Raw genomic sequence first — 26294 nt, 5'->3', positions numbered from 1 at the left:
GCCCTTATTTGCTTTTGCGGCACAAAATCCCGTAAAGCACGCAGACATTATTCAGAATGACCGGTCCACATCACGATTGGACCGGCAAACGGGTGGGCGGATCCAGGCTGACATGACATCGCGTGACGATAAAAACCGGCGCATCGAACCTTCCTTCGGTGGCGAAGAGAAAAAAGATGACGAGGTTTTTCGCGTCGACGAGGAGGATCGCATGGCACGCTCACAGCAGCGCCGACGCAGGCAATCAGAAGAACCGGAACCACGCGCTTCACGACGTGGCAAGAAGAAGCCGCGTGGCTTTTTCGGCTTTCTGCGCCGCTCGATCTACTGGTGCCTCGTACTTGGCCTCTGGGGCGGTATCGCCTTTGCAGGCATGCTGGTCTATTTCGCGGCCAAGATGCCGCCGACGACGGATTGGGCCATTCCTGATCGTCCACCGAATGTGCGTATCGTTGACGTCAACGGAAACCTGATCGCCAATCGCGGGACTACCGGCGGCGAGGCCGTGGGCTTGCATGAAATGTCGCCCTTTATCCCGAAGGCCGTCATCGCTATCGAGGATCGCCGCTTCTATTCGCATTTCGGCATTGACCCCATCGGCCTTGCCCGCGCAGTAGTAACCAACGTTGTTTCGGGCCGCGCCGTTCAGGGCGGATCAACGCTGACCCAGCAGCTTGCCAAGAACCTGTTTCTTTCTCCCGACCGCACGCTTGAGCGCAAGGTGCAGGAAGTCATGCTCGCGCTCTGGCTTGAGCACAAATACACCAAGGACCAGATTCTCGAGATGTATCTGAACCGGGTCTATCTCGGTTCCGGCGCTTTCGGTGTTGATGCGGCCTCCCGGCGTTATTTCAGCAAGCCCGCCAAGGATGTGAACCTGATGGAAGCGGCAACCCTTGCCGGTCTTCTGAAGGCACCATCGCGCCTGTCGCCTGCCCGCGATCCGGAAGCCGCCGCCGCACGTGCCAAGCTGGTGCTGGGCGCCATGCGCGAGGAAGGCATGATCGATGACAGCCAGATGGCCATCGCCGAAAGCGAACCGATGACGCGTGCGCCATCCTATTGGCAGGGCTCGGAAAACTACGTTGCCGACAAGGTTGTGGCGGAACTACCCGAGCTGATCGGTGAAGCGAAGGAAGACATCACCGTCCAGACCACCATCGATCTGAACCTGCAGCGCGCAGGTGAAGAGGCGATCAAGGACCAGATTTCCCAGAGCGGCACAAAGATGAACGCCAGTCAGGGTGCGCTCGTTTCCATTGACAGTACCGGCGCAGTGCGCGCCATGGTCGGCGGCGTCGATTATGCCACAAGCCAGTTCGACCGTGTCACCGATGCTCACCGCCAACCTGCATCATCCTTCAAGCCCTTCGTCTATCTGACAGCGCTCGAACAGGGGCGGACACCGGACTCGGTACGCAACGATGCTCCGGTTCGTATCGGCAAATGGACGCCGAGCAACGATAACGGCAAATATATGGGACAGGTGACGCTGGCTACCGCCCTTTCTCATTCACTGAATTCCGTTGCCGCGCAGCTCGTGATGGAAGTCGGCCCACAGACCGTGATCGACACGGCCCATCGGCTCGGCGTTCAGTCCAAACTCGAAGCCAATGCCTCGCTGGCACTCGGCACGTCGGAAGTGACCCTGTTGGAACTGACCGATGCCTATGTGCCTTTTGCCAATGGCGGCTATCGCGCGCCGGTCTATTTCATCACCAAGGTGACGGATTCCGACGGCAAGGTTCTTTATCAGAAGGAAGATGGCGTTGGCCCGCGTGTCATCGATGAACGCAATGTCGGCATGATGAACGCCATGCTGCGGCGCACGGTGGAAGACGGGACGGCAAAGCGCGCCGCCTTCGGCTGGCCCGCTGCAGGCAAGACCGGTACCAGCCAGAATTTCCGCGATGCGTGGTTTGTCGGCTATACGGCCAACCTCACAACCGGTGTATGGTTCGGCAATGATGACGGCAAGGGCATGAAGCGCGTGTTCGGTTCGACCCTACCGGTCGCCGCCTGGAAAAACTTCATGAAGGAAGCACATAAGGGCGTGCCGGTTGCCGAGCTTCCCGGCCATTACGATATCCAGAACGTCGTTCCCGGTGGCAGCGACGGCATCGATCCGAATGCGCCTTACGATCCCGGCATGATGCCGCAGGATTCCTATGGCAATCAGCCGATGGCGGCTAATGGTGATGACGGCTATTGGCCACCTGCTCCGGATTCCACGGCCCGCAACAGCATCCAGCAGTCGAATGAGACGGGCCGCCCACTCGCCGAACAGCCCGGCGCTACGACTTACCCGGCCAATGCCAATGACAATTACCGCCCGATGCCGCCAGGCGACGTGGGCGGCGGGCAGCCGCAGCAGCCAGGAAAATCCACGACATTGCTCGATATCATCATGGGTAATTCACAGTAACATCAATAGAGGCCGCCACTGGCGGCCTTTACTCGCGATCAAGTGAAGCAGCTTCAATCCAAGCTTGTTCGAGCGCGTTTCGATCTGATTAAGTCAGATCAACGCTCTCACTATTTCCGCTAACACGCACAGTTTCCGAAAACCGTTTCACACTTTTCGTGATGCGCTTTAATTCCCCTCGAAATCTTGAGCGGCTTGGTCTATTCAAGATTGGAGAGCGAGGTTTCCATGTCCCAAGTCACCAAAACAGACGTTGCCGGTTCCGATACTCCCAAGGCGGATACCGAACGTAAAACTCTGGTCCTGACCGGTGCCAGCCGTGGCATCGGTCATGCGACGGTGAAGCGTTTTTCGCGGGCCGGGTGGCGCGTCATCACCTGCTCGCGACAGGATTTTTCCGACAATTGCCCCTGGCCTGCCGGTCCGGAAGATCACATCAAGGTCGACCTCGCCGATCAGGAAGATGTTGGCAAGGCAATCGCCGAGATCCGCCGCCGTCTCGAAGCCGATGGCAGCAAGCTTCATGCACTGGTCAACAATGCAGGCATTTCGCCGAAGGCGGAGGGCGGACGCCGCATGAATTCCATCGAAACGCCCATGGCGGTCTGGCGCGATGTATTTCAGGTCAACTTCCTTGCCTCGATCATGCTGGCACGTGGCCTGTTCAAGGAACTCGAGGCTGCACATGGCTCGGTGGTCAATGTGACCTCGATCGCGGGGAGCCGCGTGCACCCCTTTGCCGGAACCGCCTATGCTACATCGAAGGCCGCACTTGCTGCCCTGACCCGCGAAATGGCCTCCGACTTCGGCCCTTACGGTATCCGCGTCAATGCCATTGCACCGGGAGAAATCGATACGGCGATCCTTTCACCGGGAACCGACAAGCTGGTGGAACAGCTTCCGATGCGCCGCCTCGGCAAGACATCGGAAGTGGCGGAAACCATCTACTTCCTCTGCTCCGAGGCCTCATCCTATGTGACGGGTTCGGAAATTCATATCAATGGCGGCCAGCACGTCTGACATCTTAACAAAGCGCGGAGATTGAAATTCTTCGCGCTTTTGTGGTTATGTCTGTTTCAATCGATTTAACAACTGAGTTGTGCCTTCATGATCCTTTGCTGCGGTGAATCCCTGATCGACATGCTGCCACGCGAAACCGCAACGGGGGAAACCGCGTTCCAGCCTTTCGCAGGTGGCTCCGTCTTCAACACGGCCATCGCGCTTGGACGCCTCGAAGTCCCGACCGGTTTCTTTTCAGGCATTTCGTCGGATTTTTTTGGCGAGGTACTGCGCGATAATCTGGCGCGATCCAATGTCGATTATTCCTTTGCCGCAATCTCGGATCGACCAACGACACTGGCTTTCGTGCGTCTGGTCGATGGGCAGGCGCGTTACGCCTTCTATGATGAAAATACTGCTGGCCGCATGCTGGCCGAGAGCGACATGCCCTATGTCGATGATGCCATCGACGCCATGCTGTTCGGCTGCATCAGCCTGATTTCCGAACCGTGCGGCAGCGTCTATGAAGCGCTGATGACGCGTGAGGCACCAAGGCGGGTCATGTTCCTCGACCCGAATATTCGTGCTGGCTTCATCACCAACCGCGAAAAACATCTGGCGCGCATGAAGCGCATGATCGCGCTCGCCGATATCGTGAAACTTTCAGACGAAGATCTCGCCTGGTTTGGCGAAAAGGGCAGCCACGACGAAATCGCAGCCGAATGGCTGAAGCTCGGACCGAAACTGGTGGTCATTACCAAGGGCGCGCATGGCGCTGACGCCTATACGACCAAGGCAACCGTGCGCGTGCCGGGTGTGAAAGTGGACGTGATTGACACCGTTGGCGCCGGCGACACGGTCAATGCGGGCATTCTCGCCAGCCTTCACAATCAGGGCCTTCTCGACAAGGACGCGCTTGCCGAACTGACTGAAGACCAGATTCATTCCGCTGTCGCGCTCGGGGTCCGGGCTGCTGCCGTCACCGTCTCGCGTGCAGGTGCAAACCCGCCATGGGCGCATGAGATGAAGGATTGACGCAAGGCAAAGCCGTGACATGATGCGTCCGGCCTGCGTCGACCTTTTCCGACAAGGTCCGAACAGGAGTCCAGAACATCATGAGCATCGAATTTCTGCTGACATCCTTCATCATTGTCGCCTCCCCCGGCACTGGCGTGCTGGTAACGCTTGCGGCAGGGCTGTCCCGTGGCGCACGGGCCTCGGTCATTGCCGCGCTCGGCTGCACGCTCGGCATCGTGCCGCATATGCTGGCTGCCGTGACAGGGCTGGCAGCTCTGCTCCATACCAGCGCACTTGCTTTCGAGGTCATCAAATATGCAGGCGTTGCCTATCTGCTCTATATGGCGTGGATGACGCTCAAGGAGCATGGCACACTGAAGATCGAAACCAACGACGCGCCGCGTTCGGACCGTGAGGTCATCTGGTCGGCAATTCTGGTCAATCTGCTGAACCCCAAACTGTCGATATTCTTCTTTGCCTTCCTGCCGCAATTCGTAAATACGCAACAGGGCGGGACGGTTGCCCGCATGGTGGAACTGTCTCTCGTCTTCATGGCGATGACATTCGTGGTGTTTGCGTTCTACGGTGTGTTCGCAGCCGCCGTCCGTAACCAGATCATCTCGCGCCCCGCTGTGCTTGCATGGATGCGCCGCAGCTTTGCTGCCGCCTTCGTCGCACTCGGGGCAAAACTCGCACTGACCGAACGATAGACCATGGCCCAGAATATTTATGATCGCGACGACTTCTTCGCCGCTTACAGCCAGTTGCCACGTTCCGTGCATGGGCTGGAAGGCGCGCCTGAATGGCCAATTGTCCGTTCGCTTTTGCCTGATCTGACCGGCCGTGACGTTGCCGATCTTGGTTGCGGTTTCGGCTGGTTTTGCCGCTTTGCCCGCGAACAGGGAGCTGCCTCCCTCACCGGCTACGATCTTTCGGAGAACATGCTCGAACGTGCGCGCCACGACACACAGGATGACGCCGTTCGCTACATTCAGGCCGACATGGAAGGGCTGGAACTTCCAGAAGCAAGCTTCGATCTCGTCTACAGTTCTTTGGCCTTTCACTATATCCGCGACTTCCCGCGTCTTTTGAAAGCGATCCATGCAGCTTTGCGGCCAGAAGGTCGCTTTGTTTTCACGATCGAGCATCCGATCTTCATGGCGCCGCTTACGCCGGGCTGGATCGAGGAAGGCAACGGCCAGAAGCGCTGGCCGGTCGATCATTATGCAGTGGAAGGTGAAAGGCGAACCGATTGGCTGACAGAGGGTGTCATTAAATATCACCGCCGCCTCAGCACCTCCGTCAATGCGCTGATTGAGGCCGGATTTGCCATCAACCGGCTGGAGGAATGGCATCCATCGCCAGAGCAGATCGCGGCATGGCCGGCACTGTCGGATGAGATGGAACGACCTATGCTGTTGATAGTTTCCGCTAGCCGACAGACTGCTTGACCAGCCACATTTCACGCCTTTTATAGGGGTGGGCGGGACACGAATCAGACTGGCGAGGAGAAACCATGGACGTGTTGCGCATTGCTGCCTTTTCGCAAGGCAATCAGGGCGGCAATCCCGCTGGAGTGTTGATCGCCGATCGCCTCCCCTCCCCGCAAGATATGCAGAAAATTGCAAAGGATGTGGGCTTTTCCGAAACCGCCTTTGCTGCACCGGAGGACGATAGCTGGCGCGTTCGCTATTTTGCACCGGAAATGGAAGTGCCGTTCTGCGGTCACGCTACCATTGCTCTCGGCGCTGCGTTGGCCATGCGCATGGGCGATGGACGTTTCGCACTCAAGCTCAACAATGGCGATATCAGCGTCGAAGGCCGCAAGGAAGGCGAGCTGTTTGCGGCCAGCCTGCAATCGCCGCCGACGCGCCAGCGTGCCGCCAATGATGCGGAAGTGGAACAGGCGCTGGCACTGTTCAGTTTCGAACAGGATGATCTGGCACCCGGTCTGGCACCCGCCCTGATCCATGCCGGGGCGGATCATATCGTGCTTCCGCTTCGTTCACGCGAAAAGCTGGCTTCGATGCATTACGACATGGCGCGCGGGCGCATCCTGATGAAGCGGCAAGGCTGGACGACGATCCTGCTCATCTATTCCGAGACGCCGAAGCGCTTCCACAGCCGCAACCCGTTTGCCTCCGGCGGAGTTTATGAAGACCCGGCGACTGGCGCGGCCACGGCGGCCTTTGCCGCCTATCTGCGTGATAGCGGCTGGCCGCATGGCGGCGAGATCGAAGTCTTTCAGGGCGAGGATATGGGCAGTCCGTCACATCTGCGCGCCCAGATCGGCAATGAGCGCGGCGGCTCTATCCGCGTTTCCGGCACCGCACGGTTGATGGAATAGAGCGCATCCCGAAAAGTGTGAAACGGTTTTCGGATAAGATGTGCGTCAAAACAAAAGATTAGGGCGCCGATCTGATCCAGTCAGATCGAAACGCGCTTTAATCGCTCGTTGCAGCTCGTTACACGCGGACGAGCTGCTCCACCCGCTCCTCATTTCCAAAGAACTTGAGATAACGCGCCACTTCCTTAGGATCGCCGGTCGCCTTTTGCGGATTGTCGGAAAGCTTGACCGCAGGATGGCCGTTGGCATCCGTCACCTTGCAGACCAGCGAGATGGCATTCAGCCCTTCGATTTCCTTCGGAGCGCAACCTGCAAAATCATTGGTGAGGTTGGTGCCCCAGCCGAAGCTCATACGCACACGCCCTTCGAAGTGACGGTAAGTCTCCTCGATCGTATCCACATCGAGCGCGTCGGAAAAGATCAGCAGCTTTTCGCGCGGGTCCTTGCCGCGTGACTTCCACCATTCGATGATGCGCTCGCCGCCTTCGATGGGCGGGGCACTGTCGGGGCGGAAGCCGGTCCAGTCGGCAACCCAGTCCGGCGCATTGCGCAGGAAGGCAGCCGTGCCGAAAGCATCGGGCAGAACGATCAGAAGATTGCCGCCATAGTAACGGTTCCAGTCCTGCAGCACGCGATAGGGGGCTGAGCGCAGTTCCTCGTCATTCTTGGCAAGAGCTGCCAGCACCATCGGCAATTCATGCGCATTGGTGCCAAGTGCTTCAAGATCGGTATCCATGGCCAGAAGCACATTGCTGGTGCCGGTGAAGGCATCGCCGATGCCTTCCTTCAGCGCTTCGACGCACCAGCGCTGCCACAGGAAGGAATGGCGGCGGCGCGTGCCGAAGTCGGAAATCTTCAGCCCCGGCAGCTGGCGCAGGCGTTCAACCTTGCTCCACATCTTCGCCTTGGCGCGCGCATAAAGCACATCGAGCGAAAACGGTCCAAGGTTCTTCATCGCCGCGCGCGAACGCAGCTCGTTGATGATGGCAAGTGCGGGAATTTCCCACATGGTCGTGTGCGACCACGGTCCATGGAAATGCAGCTCGTACTGGCCGTCCTTGCGGCGCAGATCATATTCCGGAAGCTGGAAATCGTGCAGCCAGTTCAGGAACTCGGGCTGGAAAATCTGCTTGCGGCCATAGAAACTGTTACCCGCCAGCCAGATCATTTCCTTCTTGGAGAAGCGCAGCGTGCGGGCATGGTCGAGCTGCGCACGCAATTCGCCCTCATCGATCTCATCGGCAAGGCGCACCGAGGTCGTGCGGTTGATGAGCGAGAAGGTTGCGTCCACCTTGGGGTAAAGGCCCCAAATCATCTGCAGCATCAGAAGCTTGTAGAAGTCCGTATCCAGAAGGCTGCGGACGATGGGATCGAGCTTCCATGCGTGATTGTAGACGCGGCGCGCAATATCAGTCTTGGCCATGACGGCCTCCAGAAAAAGCATGTTTCCGATAGCACAAACATCCGGCTTTACTTCGCCGAGTCGTGCAAAAGGCGGGTTTTCACCCGCCTTTTTAATCGGTTCACTTCTGTTTGGGAAGCTCTACGACGATTTCGTGTTCTCCGTCCGGCTTGATCGGCACACCCTCTTCCGGCTTGCCGACCTTGCGACCGTTGAGCTTCACCACCTTGTCCTTGGCACTGGGGGCACCTACCACGACCTTCACGCGGTAGAGCGCTTCGCCAAAGCGGAGCTCGGCTTCATAGCCATCCCATTCCGGCGGCAAGGCCGGGTCGAGATGCAGGCGGTCGCCGCGTTTTGTGACGCCAAGGATACCCTCCGTCGCAACGCGGTAGAACCAGCCGGCGGAACCGGTGTACCAGGTCCAGCCACCCTGCCCGCGACGCGGCTCGACAGAATAGATGTCGGCTGCAATCACATAAGGCTCGACGCGGTAGATATCCGGGTTGCGACCATGGCTGACCGGGCTGATGAGCGAGAACAGACGCCATGCTTCAGCCGTCTTGCCCATGCGGGCAAGCGCCAGAATGGCCCAGGTCGCACCGTGGGTGTACTGGCCGCCATTCTCACGAACGCCCGGTGGATATCCCTTGATGTAGCCCGGCTCCTGAATGGTCCTGTCGAAAGGCGGCGTGAAGAGACGCAGCAATTCGCCTTCGTCATCCAGCAGGTACTTTTCGAGCGAAGCCATCGCCTGTTCGGCACGTTTCGGATCGGCAACGCCGGACAACACGCTCCACGACTGTGCGATGGCATCGATCTGGCATTCGTCACTGTCCTTCGAGCCAAGCGGTGCGCCGTTGTCGTAGAAACCACGGCGATACCACTGGCCATCCCAACCATCGCGGTCGAGCGCTTCGGTCAGGCTTTCCAGATGTGCTTTCCAGATATCGACGCGCTTCTTGTCCTTGCGCGCTTCAGCAATCGGGATGAATTTACCGAGCGTATAGGCGAGGAACCAGCCAAGCCAAACGCTCTCGCCCTCTCCCTTCACGCCGACGAGATTCATGCCGTCGTTCCAGTCGCCGCCAAGGATCAGCGGCAGGCCGTGCTTGCCGGTGCGCTCCACAGCAAGGTCGAGCGCCAGGGCGCAATGCTCATAGAGGCTTGCCGTCTGCTCGGAGATTTCCGGCTGATAGAAGGCATCGTGTTCGCCCTCCTCCAGCTTGCGCCCTTCGAGGAACGGCAGCTTTTCATCGAGGATCGAGCGGTCGCCCGTCGTCTCGACATAAAGCGAAGCGCCATAGCCGAGCCAGACAACATCGTCCGAGATCAGCGTGCGGACGCCCGCCCCGGTCGCTGGCAGCCACCAATGCTGCACATCGCCTTCCGGGAACTGGCGCGATGCCGCATTGAGTATCTGCGCGCGGGCAAGCGTCGGATCGATCAGAAGCAGCGACAGCGTGTCCTGCAACTGATCACGGAAGCCGAACGCACCACTTGCCTGATAGAAGGCAGCGCGGGCCCATATACGGCAGGCAATCGCCTGATAGGGCAGCCAGCCGTTGACCAGAAGGTCGAAAGCCGGGTCCGGCGTCTTCACCTGAACGCGGTCGAACAGACCTTCCCACTGCTGTCTGGCAGCAGCAAGCTTGTCACCGAACGACACCTTGCGGGTTTCGGCGATCAGCGCCTTCGCCTGTCTCTGATCGGCGGCATTGCCGAGCAGGAAGACGATCTCGCGTGCTTCACCCGGCCCCACTTCGATATCAAGAGCGAGCGCCGCACATGGATCGCGGCCTGCTTCGACCGTACCCGAAAGCGCCTTGCCAGCCAGCACGACTTCCGGCTTGTCCACCGAACCGGTGGTGCCGATGAACTCGCTGCGGTCGGCAGTGACGGATTGCGGCTTTTCGGTTGCTGCAAAGAAAGCGATCTGCCCGGACTTGTCCGGATGATACGGATTACCTGCAAAGAGTGCGCCCAATTCCTCGTCCTGCGAAGGTACAATGAAAGGCACGTTCTTGGAGCGGGCATTGCCCAGCACCCATTCCACATAGCCATAGACGCGCAGCTTGCGCTTGGAACGCCCGTTATTGGTGACGGTCAGGCGTGACAGGCGCACCGGCTTGTCCGCATCCACGATGTGGGTGAGGTCGAGTGCCAATTCGCCATGCTGTGCCCCGAAGCTCGAATAGCCGTGGCCATGACGCGCTTCATAGGTCACGGCCTCATCGCGCAGCACACTTGCCGTCGGCGCAAAGGTGCGGCCCGTTTCACGGTCGAGGATATAGATCGCCTCGCCCGGACGGTTCGTGACCGGGTCGTTCGCCCATGGGGTGAGCTGATAATCGCGGCTGTTGCCTGCCCAGGTGAAGGCCGAACCTTCCGCCGAGACATGGAACCCGAAATTCGGATTGGCGATCACATTGATCCACGGATGCGGCGTGTTGGTGCGGTTGTTGACGCGCACCACATAGCCGCCGTCCTCGGCAAAGCCACCATAACCATTCCAGAAACGAAGATCGTCCCCGGACGGCGCAGGACGGTTTACTACAGGCTTGACCACAGGACGGCGTTCTTCCGTCCCGCGTTCGATGGCGACAGGCGCAAGCCCCGCAGCACCCAGCCCCTGAGCGGACATCTGAGCCGAAGCCTGACCGCCAATGGCAGTCTTGGCATCGCGCGCCGCCAGATCGACGGTGATTTCCTCGCTGCGACGAAGCTGCTCGGCCAGCGAGCCGTTCTGCGCATGCATGACGATGCGCGCCGAGGCGAGCAGCGTGTTGTAGCTTTCGTCGCTCATCTGGTCGCGGCGCACCGCGAAGATGTGCGGCTGACCACCGCCACGGGCGCGGAAACCTTCCACGATCCAGTCGATGGCGCGCTGTGTGTCCTGCGCATAGGAGAAGGCACGCTCGTTGACCGCCACGACATCGACGGTTAGGCCCTTCGAGCGCCAGTATTCCTGCGCGCGCAGCACGCCGCGCAACACGTCGAGATCAGCTTCGTTGTCGATGCGCAGCGCGAAGATCGGATAGTCGCCGGAAATCGACATTGGCCAAAGGTCGGACTGCTTGCCGAGGCCGCTGGCGATGGTTTCCGGTGGCTGGCGCAGGGTCCGCTCCGGATAGAGCAGATAGGCGGCGACCTTCTGATAATCGGCAGCTTCGGCAGGCTTGATGCCGATATGGTAGAGCTGCACCTGCGAGCTGGTCCATGACAGCGAATATTCGCGGGCGAAGGTTTCCGGATGCCGATGCAGCGCCACAGCGTGTTCTACCGCATCGCGGCTGCCGCCTGCGAAGGTCCAGAAAACGAGGCTCACCTTTTTATGCGCCGGAACGCGGACACGTGTACGCACCGAAGCGATCGGGTCGAGCACGCAACCCTGGCTGCCGTTGAACTTGGCACCCTGATCGAAGGCAGCCGCATCGCGCAAGCTGCGGCCACGACCGACAAAGGCACGGCGGTCAGTTTCGACTTCCGTTTCGCGGATCGAGCCGGAAAGATCGGTCACGAAATGCGCGACGTGGATATCCGGATCGGACGGCGCGCGCTTGCGGCGCTTGGCATAGATGGTCGAACCGTTATCGGAGATTTCGGTCTCTACGAACATCTTGGCAAAGGCCGGATGGGCGGCATCGCTGTCGCTGTCGGTCAGCACCAGTTCCGCATAGGAGGTGACCTCGATCATGCGGTCGCGGGCGGACGTGTTGATGATGTCGAGCCTGCGGCCTTCGCCGTCCGATTCCGACGACACGATCACTTCCATGACGGTCTTGATGTCACCGGCGGTCTTGTAGAATTCCGCCTTGTCTTCGGTGAAGACCGTCTTGGTTTCCTCTTCCGGGTTGCGGACCGGTTCGCCGGTTGCCGACCACCAGTATCCGCTTTCCATGTCGCGCAGGAACAGGAACGTGCCCTGAAGGTCTTCCGACGCATCGGCGTGGAAGCGGGTAATGTCCCAATTGTGCCAACGACTGTAGCCCGAGCCGTTTGCCGTCACCATCAGAGCATATTGCCCGTTCGACATCATATGCGTGGTACGCGGCGCCTTGAATGGCTTGTCGACAATCCGCATCGGCGCATCGTCGAAGCCGCCGGAATCCACGCGCATCGGATTTTCCGTCTTGGCGTAGATCATCGGGATTTCGCGTGGCGCCTTTTCCTGCAGGAGCAGTTCGGCAGCCTCGATCACCGGATCGGAGTGGAAACGCTCGCGCATCCGGCCTTCAAAGATCACGTTGTTGACCGCGATGATCGCCATGCCATGATGATGGGCGTAGTAGTTCTTCACCACAGCACAGAGTTCGCCTTCGCGAACACGCGACGGCGTGAAGTCCACCGAATCGTGGAAGCCATAGCGTCCGAGCGCGCCAAGCTTGGCAAGGCGCTTCAGGTTCGCGACAGCGGCAGCGGGCTGATACTGCGCGGCGAGCAGGCTCGCATAGGGTGCGATAACCGCATTGCGCGACAGGCCGCGCTGCAGGCCCAGATTGGGCACGCCGAAATTGGAATACTGGTAGTTCATATGCGCATCGCGCGCATTGAACGCCGCTTCCGAAATACCCCATGGCAGACCGCGCGAGGTCGCATAATCGATCTGGCGCTGCACCACGAGCTTGTTGGTCTGGTCAAGCAGCGAACCGAGCGGCTCGGACATGACCAGCGGCGGCATCAGATATTCGAACATCGAGCCGGACCAGGAGAGCAGAGCGCCCTTCCAGCCCACGGGCACCAGAAGACGGCCAAGCTTGAACCAATGTTCGACCGGAACGTCGCCCTTGGCGATGGCGAACAGGCTTGCCAGACGCGCTTCGGACGCCAGAAGATCGTAGCAGCTTTCGTCCAGTTCGTTTTCCTGCACACGGAAACCGATGGAGAGAAGGCGGCGTTCCTTCCGTTCAAGGAAACCGAACTGCATATCGAATGCGAGCTGGCGCGAACGGGTAGCAAGATAGCGCAAACGCTCACGCAGCGCGTCCGTATCGTGCTCGCCGATGGAATCCTCGGTATGCGCCTTGCAGGTATCGACGAGAATGCGCGCCCATTCCACGGCTTCAGCGCTTGCCGGGGTTTCGATTTCGCCATCGAGTTCGTCCATCAGGCGAACGATGTCGGTTGCAAACAGCGACAGGTTGATGGTGCGGAAGGAGGCCGTTTCCGGCTCATCCTTGATGGAAATCACGGCGCGGCGGAAATTGGCAATCCGCTCTTCCAGACGGCGGCGCAGCGGACGCAGAATCCGGCGATCATCCGGGATTCTCGCGATTGTCTCTTCAAGGATGTCGTTGACATCAAGAATACCGTCGAGGTCGCCCTGCATGTAGACGGATGGTGCTTCCGCCCATTCTTCCAGCGCCGACGACAGCGTGACCAGATGCCCGGCAAGGTTGCCGCTATCCACCGCAGAGACATAAAGCGGGCGCATCGGCGTCAGCGTGTTGGTCTCGTACCAGTTGTAGAGATGGCCCTGATACTTCTCCATCTTCTCAAGCGTATCGACAGTGGCTTGAACGCGGTCCAGCGTTTCACCGAAGCCGATCCAGCCGAAATCGCGCGCGGCGACGACGGACAGGAGATAGACGCCGATATTGGTCGGCGACGTGCGCTGCGCGACAATCGGCGCCGGATCTTCCTGGAAGTTGTCTGGCGGCAGATGGTGGTTTTCCTCGTTTGCGAACTCGGCGAAATAACGCCAGGTCCGGCGTGCATAGCGGCGCAGGTCCGACTTGTCGGAAGAAAGCACTTCCAGCGTGTCCTGCGGCTTTGCCGAACGGCTGACCAGCCATGCAATCAGCGGCGAGGCAAACCAGATGACGGCAAACGGCGCCGCGATCATTGCCGCATGACTTTGGGCAGCAAGCGGGATGAAGATCGCCAGACCCGCAATGGCTATGGCCGGCCACATCAGCTGGAAATAAAACAGCAGCGTATCGGGCGAGGTTCTCGCCTGCGCAGCCGTGCGCCATTCCAGAAGATTGCGATGCGAGACGAACAGGCGATAGACGGTACGCACAATCGCATCCGCCATCAGGAACGCCGAATGGGCGATGAAGGTGGTGCGCAGCGCCACATCGGCCGTGCCGAGCGCGATGTCAGTCAGCACCGACTGCGCATGACCTTTCAGCGAATAGTCCATGTTCGATGGAATGAGATTGGTCACAATGCCGAATGTCGGCGCAACGAACATGGAGAGAATGAGGAAGCCCTGCCAGACGGCAGCAGGCCCGATTGGCAGCACGCTCCAGCCGACGACGGCTGCGATCAGCCACAGGATCGGATTGAGCGAGCGGCGCAGGTTGTCGACCATCTTCCAGCGCGTGATGTGGCTGACGCCACGGCTTGTCGAAAACAGCCAGGGTAGAAGCTGCCAGTCGCCACGCGCCCAGCGATGATGACGCGATACGTCGACATTGTAGCCGGTCGGATAATCCTCGACCACTTCGACATCGCTGACCAGAGCCGCGCGAGAATAGCCGCCTTCGAGAAGATCGTGGCTGAGCAGCGTGTTCTCAGGCACGCGGCCCTTCAGCGCTGCCTCGAAGGCATCAATGTCGTAAAGTCCCTTGCCGGTGAAGGTGCCTTCACCGAGCAGGTCCTGATAAGTGTCGGACACGGCGAAGACGTAAGGGTCGATACCGCGATTGACCGAGAAGACGCGCTGCAGGAACGACGCCTCGTCACCGGTGGTGAGCGAGGGCGTGACGCGCGGCTGGAGGATGCCGTAACCGCGCACGACCTTGCCGGTCTTTTCGTCGATGATCGGACGGTTCAGAGGATGGCTGAGCTTGCCGGCCAGATGCGTGACGGATTCCGGCGTCAGACGCGTGTCGGCGTCCAGCGTCATCACATATTTGATTTCCTTCGGCAAACGTTCGTCCGGCGGGAAAAAGCTCGTATCCTGATCACCGCGCAGCAGCAGGTTCAGCTCGTGCAGCTTGCCGCGCTTGCGCTCCCAGCCCATCCAGCAATTCTGCTTCTCGTTGAAGAGGCGACGGCGATGCATGAGGAAAAAGCGTGGCTGGTCGTCGCCGGTATAATGCTCGTTGAGCTTGGCGATTTCCTCGCGCGCATATTCATAGATTTCCATATCCGCAGGGGTGATTTCCTGCTTCGCATCGGTCCAGTCACTGACCAGCGCAAAGTAGATTTCACCACGCGGATTGGTGAGATAATGAACTTCCAGATTGCGAATCTGCTCATCGATGGAATCACGCGAGGTGATGAAGGTCGGCACCGCGACCAGCGTGCGCGCCTCCTCCGGCAAGCCTTCCTTATATTCGAAACCGATGAGCCGCGTCGGCTGGACAAACCACGGCACCAGCGCATTGAACAGCGAATAGGACGCGTCCATTGCCGGGAAGATCGCCAGAAGCGTGAACAGCGTGCGCAGATCAGTCGAAAGACCGGCGCGGATCATGCAGTAATTGACGAGCAGAAGGATCAGGATCGTGAAGATCGCCGTCGGGATGAACAGCCCCCAAAGACCGAGACCACGATAGAAGCGCAGCGCCTTGACGCCGAACGGCGCCTTGTAGCCACAGACCTTTTCCAGCTCCTTGCGCCCTTCGCCGGACAGGTAATAGGCGATTGCGCCCTTGCCCTCGGCTTCCGGATGACCGGCCTTTTCCGCACGATGTCCGTCTTCGGCCAGTTTCAGCGCAGCCCATGTGATGTCGATTTCGCTCATGTCCGAATAGCGGGCGAGCTTTTCGATGGTCACGCGATAGGCATTGCGGGAACGGAAATCCAGAAGTTCGAAATCGCTGTGGTCACGCAGGATCGCATCAACCTCGTTGACGGTTTCGAACCAGGTCTCCCAGTCCACGTCATCGATGGATTTCAGGCTGCGGATGACGTTGCCCATCGTGACGCCGCCGGTGGACTGGCGGGCATGTTCCTCAACGATGGCGTCTTCCGGATTGCTGCCTTCCTGCTCCAGAATCCGTTCCAGCCAGCTGGCAGCAGCCGTGGTGTCGGTCGAGGACGAGCGTAGGCGATAAAGAAGGTGGGTCGCGAAAGTGCTGTCGCGGGCGGCATCGGCATATTGCGCCAGAACCGAATCCAGTTCGGCACCGTCGGTGGCAACCACGATGCGGTCGGCGGCCGTATTGGCGAGATTGCGCATGATGCGCGCGCGATCGACGCGCAGCGCCAGACGGCGTGCATTCTCGATCAGGAAATAGCGCACCGCAGAAGGCAGCGCCCACAACTCACCGATCTTCAGGGGCTCCACGGTCTGGAAACCCTTGACGATGGCCGTCAGCGTCTTCAGTGAGAAATTGCTGTCCGTATGGGCGACATAAAGCCAGGCCAGCGCGAAAATGCGCGGCATGCCTTCATATTTCTCAACCGGCGCCTTGTAGAGCGGCAGCTGACGGATGAAGCGGCGTGGCAGGTCGCGGCGGGCCTGCTGCACGTTCTTGTCGATCTGGTAATGATTGTCGAGCAGCCATTGCGCGGCTGGCGTGATGGTCTCGCCCGCACGCGATGCGGCATCGGAGGCGCGATAGGCATGCAGGATCAGCTTGCCGTTTTCGGAAAGGCGCTGATCGAACGGGAAGGCGATATAGCCCGGCAGCGGAATGTCTTCGCCCCGCGCCACGGCAGCGGCAAGCGCGCCAAGCTCTTCCTCGGTTTTATACAAGGCCCGGATGGGGGAAGGTTGTTCGGGCGGAATCCGGCCCGATGCATCGGGCTCGCTGGATTTGGGTTCCATCGAAGGTTTCTGCATCGGCGATTTATTCTCGGTAGAGGTTGAATTGGAGAGCGAAGAAGACAATTCCGGCATCTGCCTTAACAGCCTTTCCGAAGGAAATGAGTTATCTGCGGCGGGTGGATACTGACATTATTCCGAATTTTCATTTCAGGGAAACGGCAGTATCCGTGATCGGTTCCCTGAATGTCGACCGCATTTGGCCAAAATGCGACGGCGCAATGTGCTGATATTCAAACCGTTTGAATCGCAACGCACAATTCTTTCCGCCCATTAATGTTGCGTTATGGAACACCCCGTTTCCTGCAACCCTAACATATTGAAAATAAAAATAATACTACCGCAGGTAACGTGTCAGAAAATTTCAGCGCGGCCCCACCACGCCCGTCGATAGAGAAAAGCCCGACAGGTCTGCGGGAATCACCGCGCATCTGCCGGGCCTCATATTTCACTTCACCGGAAAGTGACGATCAGGAACCTGTTCCGGAACCGGTTTCACTGGCAGGAAAAAGCTTCCAGTAACGCGGTCGAAAGGCGATGCGACTCTTTTCCGCGGCCGGATGTTCGGCTGGAATTTCGATCTCCACCCGCTCACGTGCGCCGCCTACTTCCAGTTCGACACGCCGCTTGCCGCCCGAGCGACGGCTCGCCACCACCGTGCCTGCGATACAGCCGCCGCAACCGTCCAGCAATTCAACATCGTGCGGACGGAAGAAGAGCTGCGCGTCACCATCCGCCACATCCTGGGCTGTCAGGCCGATATTGCGATCCACCAGCCAGATCTCGCCCTTTTCGACCCGCACCGGAAGCGTGCTGGACTCGCCGATGAAGCCATAGACGCCGGGGGAATTCGGATTGTCATAGACTTCGTCGGGCGTACCGACCTGCTCGATACGCCCCTGGCTCATCACCACCACGCGGTCGGCGAGCTCCAGCGCCTCGTCCTGATCGTGGGTCACGAAAACGGTCGTATGGCCGGTCTTGTCGTGAATCTCGCGCAGCCAACGGCGCAGTTCCTTGCGCACCAGCGCATCAAGCGCGCCAAACGGTTCATCGAGAAGCAGGACTTTCGGTTCAATCGCCATGGCGCGGGCAAGCGCCACGCGCTGGCGCTGACCACCGGAAAGCTGCGCCGGATAGCGCTTCTCCAGTCCCTGTAGCTGGACGAGATCGAGCAATTCCAGCGCGCGGTTGCGAATATCGTCACTCGACGGACGTGTCGCGCTTGGACGCACCTTCAGACCGAAGCCGATATTGTCCGCCACCGTCATATGACGGAACAACGCATAATGCTGAAAGACGAAGCCGACATTGCGCTCCTGAACGCTCTTCTGCGAGGCGTCTTCGTCGCCGAAGAAGATGGTACCTTCGGTCGGCGTTTCCAGCCCGGCAATCAGGCGCAAAAGCGTGGTCTTGCCCGAACCGGAAGGTCCCAGCAAAGCGATCAACTCGCCGGAACGAATATCCAGCGAGACATTATGCAACGCCGGGAAGCGAGCGAACTCCTTACGCACACCGGCAACACGAACTTCCATTCCCAATCCTTCCGTCTGCCATAGCAGGACTATGCTTTATTTCTGCCGCCGAGCGGCTAATTGCCAGTTTGGGTGTCAGTGCCCGTTTCCACTGCCAGCCAGTTCATCGCCATAGCGCAGTTCCAGCGCCGTCTTGATTGCAAGCGTCAACAACGCCAGGAAAGCCAGCAGCGACGCCACCGCAAATGCACCGACGAAGTTATATTCGTTGTAGAGGATTTCCACATGCAGCGGCATCGTATTGGTGAGACCGCGAATATGTCCAGAGACAACGGAAACAGCGCCGAACTCGCCCATTGCACGGGCATTGCAGAGCAGCACACCGTAAAGCAGCCCCCATTTGATATTGGGCAGCGTCACATAGCGGAACGTCTGCCAGCCATTGGCGCCGAGCGAAATTGCCGCCTCTTCATCGCCGGTTCCCTGTTCCTGCATCAGCGGGATCAGTTCGCGCGCGACAAAGGGAAACGTGACGAACACCGTCGCCAGCACGATGCCCGGAACGGCGAACAATATCTCGATGCCGTGCCGTGACAGCCACGGCCCAAGCAGGCTGTGACTTGAGAAAAGCAGTACGAAAACAAGACCGGAAATGACCGGCGACACGGAAAACGGCAGATCGATCAGCGTCGTCAGCAGCGCCTTGCCCTTGAACTCGAACTTCGCGATTGCCCAAGCAGCTGCAATGCCGAAGACCAGATTGAGCGGCACGGCAATGGCCGCCACCATGAGGGTGAGCCTTATCGCAGCCCAGGCATCCGGCTCGACCAGTGCCGCCAGATATTCGCCTGCCCCCTTGCGGAAGGCTTCCACGAAAACCGCTATCACCGGCAGGATGAGGAACAGGGCCAGAAATGCCAGCGCCAGAGCGATCAGCGTGATGCGCGTCGCCGGGCTTTCCGTGACAGCGCTTCGGCTGTTGCGAGGAGCGGCAGAGACAGGTTCATTCGCCATGACCATATTTCCTCCGTGTCCACGACTGGATGAGATTGATGAAAAGCAACATCGCAAAGGAAAGCGCCAGCATCACCGTGGCGAGCGCCGTCGCCCCGGCATAATCATATTCCTCCAGCTTGATCACGATCAGAAGCGGCGCGATTTCCGAGACATAAGGCGTATTGCCCGCAATGAAGATCACCGAGCCATATTCGCCGACGCCGCGTGCGAAGGCGAGCGCGAAGCCGGTCAGGATGGCGGGTTGCAGGCTCGGCAGCAGCACCCGCCAGATGGTCTGAAACCGGGATGCGCCAAGCGTTGCCGCCGCCTCTTCGACCTCGCGGCTGATTTCCTCCATGATCGGCTGGACCGTGCGCACCACGAACGGCAGACCGATGAAGATCAGCGCAATGATAATGCCCGCCCGCGAAAAGGCGATGCGAATGCCGAACGGAGCCAGCAGGCTGCCTATCCAGCCATTCGGCGCATAGATCGCGGCCAGCGCAATACCGGCCACTGCCGTCGGCAGCGCAAAGGGAATATCGACGATGGCATCAACGAAGCGGCGCCCCGGAAAGCGATAACGCACCAGAACCCAGGCGAGGATGACGCCGAAGACCACATTGACCAGCGCCGCGATGAAGGCGGTGCCGAAGCTCGTTTCAAGCGCTTTCAATGTGCGCGCGTCGGTGACGAGGCGCCAGAAGCCGGAAAACCCGACTTCGGTGGAACGCAGCACCAATGCCGCAAGCGGAATGAGAATGAGAAGGGTCAGATAGGCAACACTGAAGCCGAACGTCAGCCCGAAACCGGGAATGACGCTCGGCTTTCTGAAGTGCGACCCTGCTCTGGCCCGTGCAGGGAGCGAAGACATGCGTTGGTTTGTTCCCTCTTCAGTACTTATTGTTACTGATTGCTCTCGAACTCCGGATTATTTTCCCGGCTTGTAGAGCTGGTCGAACGTTCCTCCATCGCCAAAATGATAGGGCTGTGCCTTGGCCCATCCACCGAAAATCGGATCATCGATCGTCACCAGCGTCAAGTCCGGAAACTTGCGCTGCTTGTCGGCAGGGATGATGTCAGGCTTCGACGGACGGTAGAAATGTTTGGCGGCAAGCGCCTGACCTTCCGGCGAATACAGATATTCAAGATAGGCCTGCGCCAGCTTGGTGGTGCCGTTTTCCTCGGCATTCTTGTCCACCACCGCGACTGGCGGTTCAGCCAGAATGGATTGCGGCGGAACAACGATGTCGAATGCATCCTCGCCAAATTCAGCCACCGAGAGATAGGCTTCGTTTTCCCAGGCAAGCAACACATCGCCGAGCTGACGTTGCACGAAAGTGGTTGTCGAGCCGCGCGCACCGGTATCGAGCACTGGCACATGGCGGAACAGTTCGCCGATGTAATCCTTGATCTTCTGCTCGTCGCCACCGTATTGCTTGTAGGCCCAGGCCCATGCGGCGAGATAGTTCCAGCGGGCACCGCCGGAGGTCTTCGGGTTCGGCGTGATGACCTCGACGCCGTCCTTCACCAGATCGCCCCAGTCCTTGATGCCCTTCGGATTGCCCTTGCGCACAAGGAAGACGATGGTTGACGTATAGGGAGCCGAATTGTTGGGCAGGCGCTTGCGCCAGTCCTTGTCGATCTTGCCTGAAAGTGCGGCAATCGCATCGATATCGCTTTCAAGCGCCAGCGTCACCACATCGGCCTTGATGCCATCGATCACCGAGCGCGCCTGCTTGCCCGACCCGCCATGGGAAGCGCGAATGGTGACGGTTTCGCCGGTTTCTGCCTTCCAGTGGGCGGCAAAAGCGGCGTTGTAATCCTTGTAAAGTTCACGCGTCGGATCGTAGGACACGTTCAGAAGTGTCTGATCGGCAAAGCTTGCCTGAACCGTTCCGGTCAGCGAAGCCGCAGCCACCAATGCTGCCAAAGTGAGCGAGAATCTCGATATCTTCATGACCGCCTCCATGTTTCACTGGCCAAGACAGTATCAGAGCTCTTTGAAGACAGGATGCCACAAGCCGGTCGTTATTTGAAACGACTTCGAAAAATCTACTCATTTTGTTGGAGAATTCGGAGATAATTTTTCCACCGGCATGTCGAAACACGCCGATGATAGTATCATTAACTCATTGAGCCGACACCGGTCCGGCAGCCGGTGAAGTTTGGGTGGGGAGGCTGCTCGTGGCCTGCCCCAGTTGGAGCGGAGGCTGCTTCGGCTCATTCCAGCCCATGAAGTTGTAGAGCGTATAGCGCCAGACTCCGATCTCCTCGTGAAGCGCCAGATCGGTCATGAGGAAATACAGGCCCGGCGAAGACATGTTGGTATGCGATCCGGTCAGATAACCGGCCGCAACCGGCTCAGGCTTCACACCAAAATGTGCCAGATAAAGAAGATCGCGCTTCATCATCGGCGCAGCCTGTAGCAGAACAACTTTCGCCGGTCTGATCTCGCGCAGGATTGCTGCTACGTTCCTGGAGTTCTGCCAGCTGTTGCGGCTTTTCTCGTCAAGCAGGACGGAAGCCGGATCGACACCGGCCTTTTCCAGCTGCGTGGCGATTGATGCGGCTTCGGAAACACCCGTTCCGGCTACATCGGCGCCGCTGGCGATGAACTTGCAGCGAAAACCCTTCTCGACACATTGTCGGTTCATGGCGACCGCCGCCAAAATCGGCCCGTAGGAGAAGGCAAGTGGTTCGACCACCTTCTGACCGTCGCCATCGACTGTCTGGGTTCCCATACCGAAGACGATGAAGGCAGTATTGTCTTCAAGCTGCGTCTGCAATTGCGATGAATAGGCCGATTGCAGGCGGCTCATCAGCGTGTCGGGAAGAATTGCCGAAGCAATTGCACCGTAAAAGATGGCCGCAAGGCCGATCAGAACGATTCCGGTCTTACGCCAATTGAAAAAATGAAGGAGCAATCCGGCAACAACAAAAACCACGATCAGATTGAGCATCATATGGGATCACCGGGCTTCAGTATAAATTTCTAAATCAAGCTCACCCGATATAAGTGCCTGCTATGAGTACGAACAATCCCAATAATTTCAGATACAATCTTTCCAACCTCGGAAGTGAGGCCCGGACTGGGGTTGCGGGGGGCAAGTATTCATCCGGGCCTCCGCCAATCTCGCGATCGGCAGGCTGATAACGGGCGAAACCTGTTTCGGTTGCAGGAAATCGGTCGCAGGCTGATTATTTTTTGCTGTCGGGTTGCAACTTTACCGCGCGATATGATCGCTCTTGAACCGGGCCGCCGAAGAGTTATTTTCCCTGTATCGATTGGCTGACCAGAGGATTTTTCACCATGGCATATGGCAAGCGTTCCATTTGCACCCTTTTCGCGGTTATAGCAGGCCCGGCAATGCTCTTCGCGCCTTCTGTTTCGGCGCAGGCTCAGGATGCAAACCCCATCGAGCGGGTCGATTACATCTGCGAACGTGGGGTCGTCGTGCCTGTTACCTATATCCGCAATGGCAGCGCACCCGGCTTTGCGGTTCTCGATGCGGAAGGCAAGATGATCGCGCTGCAATGGCATGACAGTCTCAAGAAATATGTCGCCATCGATGAGCAGGACAGCTACCGCTGGAGCGACAAGGACGGTCAGGCTGTGCTGAGCCATCTCGAAGCCGATCACACCGCCAAGGAAGTGACGCTGCTGTCAGCCTGCCGTTCGGACGACTCGGAAGAATAGACGACCCTGTTATGGGACGAGGTAGTGCTTGTCCCACTGGTTCTGGGGCACTTCATCGCCGATATCGTAGCGAAACGAAACGATATTGATATGTTCCTCATCCGTCTTGCAGACAAAGGACAGCTTGTACCAGTGCTCGCGGCTGCGGAAGGCAGCGCCATCGGCCTCGATCGAATTCTTCGTGGTCACGGGATCGGAGAAGGCATAGGCCAGAACCTTGTCGACCGAAAACTTCTGTTCCCGCGTGATGCGTTCCATTGCTTCCACGTCGCAACGTTGCTCAAGGCGGGTTGCCGGATCGAGCTTCTCGAGCTGGGCCTTTTCGGAAGCATTCATTGCAAAAGACGGAGAAACCGCCGGGCCGAACGAGAGGAGACCAACAACAGCGGACGCAGGCAACACAAGGGATTTGAATTTCATCGGACTTTCGGGAACTCCTCGATACTCACATTATCGGCGGCGATAATAAGCATGATTTGCGGCAATGTGCGGATCATCACCGGAAAGTTATCGAAGACCACCCGTAAAAACCGCCATCCCCAAAATTCGTCCGCTCTGTGAACTATCCGTCGCTGTTCGGGTTTAACCCTTCCACATAGGTGCGGTTGCGTCCTTCTTTCTTGGCGGCGTAGAGGATTTTGTCGGCCTTATCGACCGCCTGCCAGAAATCACCCTGCTCCGGCAGACGGACACAGCCGATGCTGCATGTGACGCTGGCTTCCTTTGCGAGGCGCTGGAACCGGTGCCTCTCGATGTTCTGCCGCACGCCTTCCATAAGCTGGAAGACATTATCGGCATGCATGTCGTCGACACAGATCACGAACTCCTCGCCGCCAGTACGCGCAATCAGTGGCCGTTCGCCGATGAGTTTGCGCAGGATTCCAGCGAATTCCTTCAAAACCGCGTCGCCCGCCGCATGGCCATAGGCATCATTCAGCGCCTTGAAGTAATCGATATCGCAAACGGCAACCCAGCCGGGCACGCCCTTTTTCGTCTGTGAAAGCGCATCGTAGCGCATTTCCAGTCCGCGCCGGTTGAGGAGCCCGGTCAAGGGATCGCTGTCACGTTCATGCGACAGTTCGCCGATACGGTCGTAACCGGCAGCGGCCAGCAAGGCGAAGCCGGTGACAACCGCTGCGATAGCGGTAGAAAACACCGTCCATTGCCAGAAAACAGTCGTTGCGAAATCGTCGCCATCGACATCGCCGAGCAGGGAGCGGGCGGTCAGAAGCGTGCGCGGCACGAATTGCAATGCCACCAGAACGAGCATGACCAGCAGCAGCTTGTCCACCAGCGGCCCCTTGAACAGCCGCCGCGCCTGCCATGCGAAAGAAAGGATCAACGTGGCCATGCCCAGATTGAGCACATAGACCCGCGACAGAAGATCGGGCTCAATATAGCAATAATACCAGACACCGCCGACGATGAGGGCAAAGCTCAATATGTAGAAGGCAGATGTAAGCCGCAGCCCGCTTCGCTGCAAAATGCCATAGCCGCCAACGAGCGTGCCTCCGACATAAAATGCGGCAGAAAGCACCGTGTTCAGATTGTCGTCCGAAGGGAAATCACCAAGCTGGACCAGCATTGCGAGGCCGATCAGCAGGAAACAAGCGCCGCAGGACACCAGAAACTGGCGACCGCGATCGGAAAGCCACGCCGAGAAAAAGGCGAACGCGAACAGCAGCAAAACGGCGGGAAGTACAAATTTCATATAAATCGGACGCGCAAATTACAATTTCTGGGAGAAGTCTTATTGCGCCCTCTCAAGAAAATTACAATTGAGTAAATTAAAACCTCCGCGTGAACCAGCCATGCGTGGAGGACAAACCTGCTGCGCCAAACATCGCCATCCGCTATGCTTTCGCTCTTGATTTCGGCGGGCTGTCCGTGTTTGTAACCTGCAAACACTGCTGTGATATCCGCCACGCAGTCCCGTCGCGAAAGGAAGAGACATGAAGCCCGTTTTCCTGCAACTGCAGTGCGCCCCCGGCAAGACCTACGAAGTTGCCGATACGCTCTTTCAGCGCGAAATCGTCTCCGAGCTTTATTCCACCAGCGGCGAATTCGACCTTCTGGCCAAGATCTACATTGCCGAGGATCAGGATATCGGCAAGTTCATCAACGAGAATGTTCTCAACATTCCCAACATCATCCGTTCACTGACGACGCTGACCTTCACCGCATTCTGACATCGCGGCCTCCAAAACCGGTAAAGGTTTGATTCACCATTAACGAATTATCATGCCGGCGAAGGGAACCTCTGCTTGCGCTCGCGCATTTCTTGCGTGAAGGGCTTACCTCAAAAAGGGAGGCAGCGAGACAAGTGATGAACGATCTTGGACAGCGGCGGGTATTGGTGGTGGAAGACGAGATTTTCGTCGCCCTCGATGTCGCCGCGACTGTCGAGGATGCGAACGGAACCGTTCTCGGTCCGGTCGGCACCGTCCGGCAAGCAATAGATATCATCAATCGCAATGAAGTTGATGCCGCCATTCTCGATGTGAACCTCGCCGATGGCGATGTGGAAGCCGTGCTGGACCGGTTGAAGAGCCGTGATGTCTTCGTGGTCATCCATACCGGCGGTGGCCTTCCAGCGCGCCTTGCGGCACGTTATCCCGGAATACCGGTCTTTCAGAAGCCTGTGCTGCCATCCCGGCTGACGCGCGCTCTGGCTTCCGCCTTTTCGTCGCATAGGGTGCAGCAAGCCTGATGCTGCGGAACCGCCCGGATTTCGCAACGGTTCTGAAGGAAGTCGAGGCTGACGCAAGCCCCGAGGAAAACACCCGCCCGCCGCAATTCGGGTTTGCTTCCGCCGTCTTTTCCGTGGGTTTCGGCGATACGCCAGCAACACCCCGCCAGCCGGACAATCTTGAAAGCCTGTTCGATATTGAGAGCGTGCCGGAGGCTGCGCCCGAGCCTGAACAGGAAAGACAGGCGATAGAAGCGCGGATGCAGAAGCAGTCGCCGGATGCAATCCGCCAGGAGCTGGACCTGCATTCCGGCCTGAAACGCTCCGAACTGCAACGGCGGCGGCGCAGCTTTGCCGCCAGCAATCATCCGGACCGCCTGCCGGAAGAGTTTCGCCTTGCCGCGGAACAGCGGATGAAAACGGCGAATGCCCTGCTGGATGCCGCCATGGCAGACGCACCATCTTGAGGCTGAGCAACTTCCTTACGTTTTCAGCGCAATATCTTTTGCATTATAACAATAA

19 protein-coding genes are annotated in these 26294 nt (G+C 58.6%); 10 read left to right on the top strand and 9 right to left on the bottom strand.

What is annotated here, in order from left to right; translation table 11 throughout:
• Window positions 1-112: 112 nt before the first annotated feature.
• From OANT_RS00665 to OANT_RS00640, 6 genes are all read left to right on the top strand, one after another.
• Entirely contained in the window at window positions 113-2425 is a 2313-nt protein-coding gene (locus OANT_RS00665) for a transglycosylase domain-containing protein (RefSeq protein WP_011982345.1), read from the top strand.
• A gap of 228 nt (window positions 2426-2653) precedes the next feature.
• The gene (locus OANT_RS00660; RefSeq protein WP_010657966.1) at window positions 2654-3445 is read left to right on the top strand and encodes an SDR family NAD(P)-dependent oxidoreductase; all 792 of its coding nucleotides are present in this window, start codon (window positions 2654-2656) and stop codon (window positions 3443-3445) included.
• 87 nt (window positions 3446-3532) lie between these two features.
• Window positions 3533-4459 (top strand): carbohydrate kinase family protein, encoded by a 927-nt coding sequence (locus OANT_RS00655; RefSeq protein WP_011982344.1) that lies wholly within the window; start codon window positions 3533-3535, stop codon window positions 4457-4459.
• Between the two features lie 80 nt (window positions 4460-4539).
• Entirely contained in the window at window positions 4540-5151 is a 612-nt protein-coding gene (locus tag OANT_RS00650; RefSeq protein WP_010657964.1) for a LysE family translocator, read from the top strand.
• 3 nt (window positions 5152-5154) lie between these two features.
• On the top strand, window positions 5155-5892 hold the full coding sequence (locus tag OANT_RS00645) for a class I SAM-dependent methyltransferase (protein WP_011982343.1): 738 nt from the start codon (window positions 5155-5157) through the stop codon (window positions 5890-5892).
• Window positions 5893-5957: 65 nt separating this feature from the next.
• Complete coding sequence (locus OANT_RS00640; protein WP_011982342.1) at window positions 5958-6788, top strand: PhzF family phenazine biosynthesis protein; 831 nt, start codon at window positions 5958-5960, stop codon at window positions 6786-6788.
• A gap of 118 nt (window positions 6789-6906) precedes the next feature.
• Here OANT_RS00640 and pncB read toward each other — a convergent pair whose 3' ends face one another.
• The 7 genes from pncB to OANT_RS00605 form a co-directional block, all read right to left on the bottom strand.
• Window positions 6907-8211 (bottom strand): nicotinate phosphoribosyltransferase, encoded by a 1305-nt coding sequence (gene pncB, locus OANT_RS00635; protein ID WP_010657961.1) that lies wholly within the window; start codon window positions 8209-8211, stop codon window positions 6907-6909.
• A gap of 100 nt (window positions 8212-8311) precedes the next feature.
• Window positions 8312-16987 (bottom strand): glycoside hydrolase family 94 protein, encoded by an 8676-nt coding sequence (locus tag OANT_RS00630; protein WP_040129016.1) that lies wholly within the window; start codon window positions 16985-16987, stop codon window positions 8312-8314.
• 395 nt (window positions 16988-17382) lie between these two features.
• Window positions 17383-18447 carry a sulfate/molybdate ABC transporter ATP-binding protein gene (locus OANT_RS00625; protein WP_011982340.1) on the bottom strand — a complete coding sequence of 355 codons (1065 nt, stop codon included), beginning with the start codon at window positions 18445-18447 and terminating at the stop codon, window positions 17383-17385.
• Window positions 18448-18522: 75 nt separating this feature from the next.
• Window positions 18523-19401, bottom strand: coding sequence for a sulfate ABC transporter permease subunit CysW (gene cysW / locus OANT_RS00620; protein ID WP_010657958.1), 879 nt, complete (start codon window positions 19399-19401; stop codon window positions 18523-18525).
• On the bottom strand, window positions 19391-20257 hold the full coding sequence (gene cysT, locus OANT_RS00615; protein WP_011982338.1) for a sulfate ABC transporter permease subunit CysT: 867 nt from the start codon (window positions 20255-20257) through the stop codon (window positions 19391-19393). Before cysT ends, cysW begins: the two co-directional genes overlap by 11 nt.
• A 57-nt stretch (window positions 20258-20314) precedes the next feature.
• On the bottom strand, window positions 20315-21343 hold the full coding sequence (locus OANT_RS00610) for a sulfate ABC transporter substrate-binding protein (RefSeq protein ID WP_010657956.1): 1029 nt from the start codon (window positions 21341-21343) through the stop codon (window positions 20315-20317).
• A 172-nt stretch (window positions 21344-21515) separates the two neighbouring features.
• Entirely contained in the window at window positions 21516-22349 is an 834-nt protein-coding gene (locus tag OANT_RS00605; RefSeq protein WP_011982337.1) for a YdcF family protein, read from the bottom strand.
• 347 nt (window positions 22350-22696) lie between these two features.
• On the opposite strand from OANT_RS00605, the gene OANT_RS00600 reads away from it, so the two are divergent.
• Entirely contained in the window at window positions 22697-23083 is a 387-nt protein-coding gene (locus OANT_RS00600) for a hypothetical protein (RefSeq protein WP_010657954.1), read from the top strand.
• A 9-nt stretch (window positions 23084-23092) separates the two neighbouring features.
• On the opposite strand, the gene OANT_RS00595 is transcribed toward OANT_RS00600, so the two are convergent.
• Window positions 23093-23503: a DUF930 domain-containing protein gene (locus tag OANT_RS00595; protein WP_010657953.1), complete on the bottom strand. Its 411-nt coding sequence runs from the start codon at window positions 23501-23503 to the stop codon at window positions 23093-23095.
• 142 nt (window positions 23504-23645) lie between these two features.
• The gene (locus OANT_RS00590) at window positions 23646-24794 is read right to left on the bottom strand and encodes a diguanylate cyclase domain-containing protein (protein WP_011982336.1); all 1149 of its coding nucleotides are present in this window, start codon (window positions 24792-24794) and stop codon (window positions 23646-23648) included.
• Between the two features lie 241 nt (window positions 24795-25035).
• On the opposite strand from OANT_RS00590, the gene OANT_RS00585 reads away from it, so the two are divergent.
• The 3 genes from OANT_RS00585 to OANT_RS00575 all read left to right on the top strand — a co-directional run bounded on the left by OANT_RS00585 (window position 25036) and on the right by OANT_RS00575 (window position 26239).
• A complete protein-coding gene (locus OANT_RS00585) occupies window positions 25036-25272 on the top strand; it encodes an Lrp/AsnC ligand binding domain-containing protein (RefSeq protein ID WP_010657951.1) in 237 nt (78 codons plus the stop codon).
• A 137-nt stretch (window positions 25273-25409) separates the two neighbouring features.
• On the top strand, window positions 25410-25793 hold the full coding sequence (locus OANT_RS00580) for a response regulator (protein ID WP_011982335.1): 384 nt from the start codon (window positions 25410-25412) through the stop codon (window positions 25791-25793).
• Window positions 25793-26239, top strand: a complete 447-nt coding sequence (locus OANT_RS00575) for a hypothetical protein (RefSeq protein ID WP_011982334.1) — start codon at window positions 25793-25795, stop codon at window positions 26237-26239. The genes OANT_RS00580 and OANT_RS00575 overlap by 1 nt, the downstream gene beginning before the upstream one ends.
• The last annotated feature ends 55 nt before the right edge of the window (window positions 26240-26294 follow it).

The sequence above is a fragment of the Brucella anthropi ATCC 49188 genome (genome assembly GCF_000017405.1).
Taxonomy (GTDB): domain Bacteria; phylum Pseudomonadota; class Alphaproteobacteria; order Rhizobiales; family Rhizobiaceae; genus Brucella; species Brucella anthropi.
This window is presented reverse-complemented; position numbering and strand designations above follow the sequence as displayed.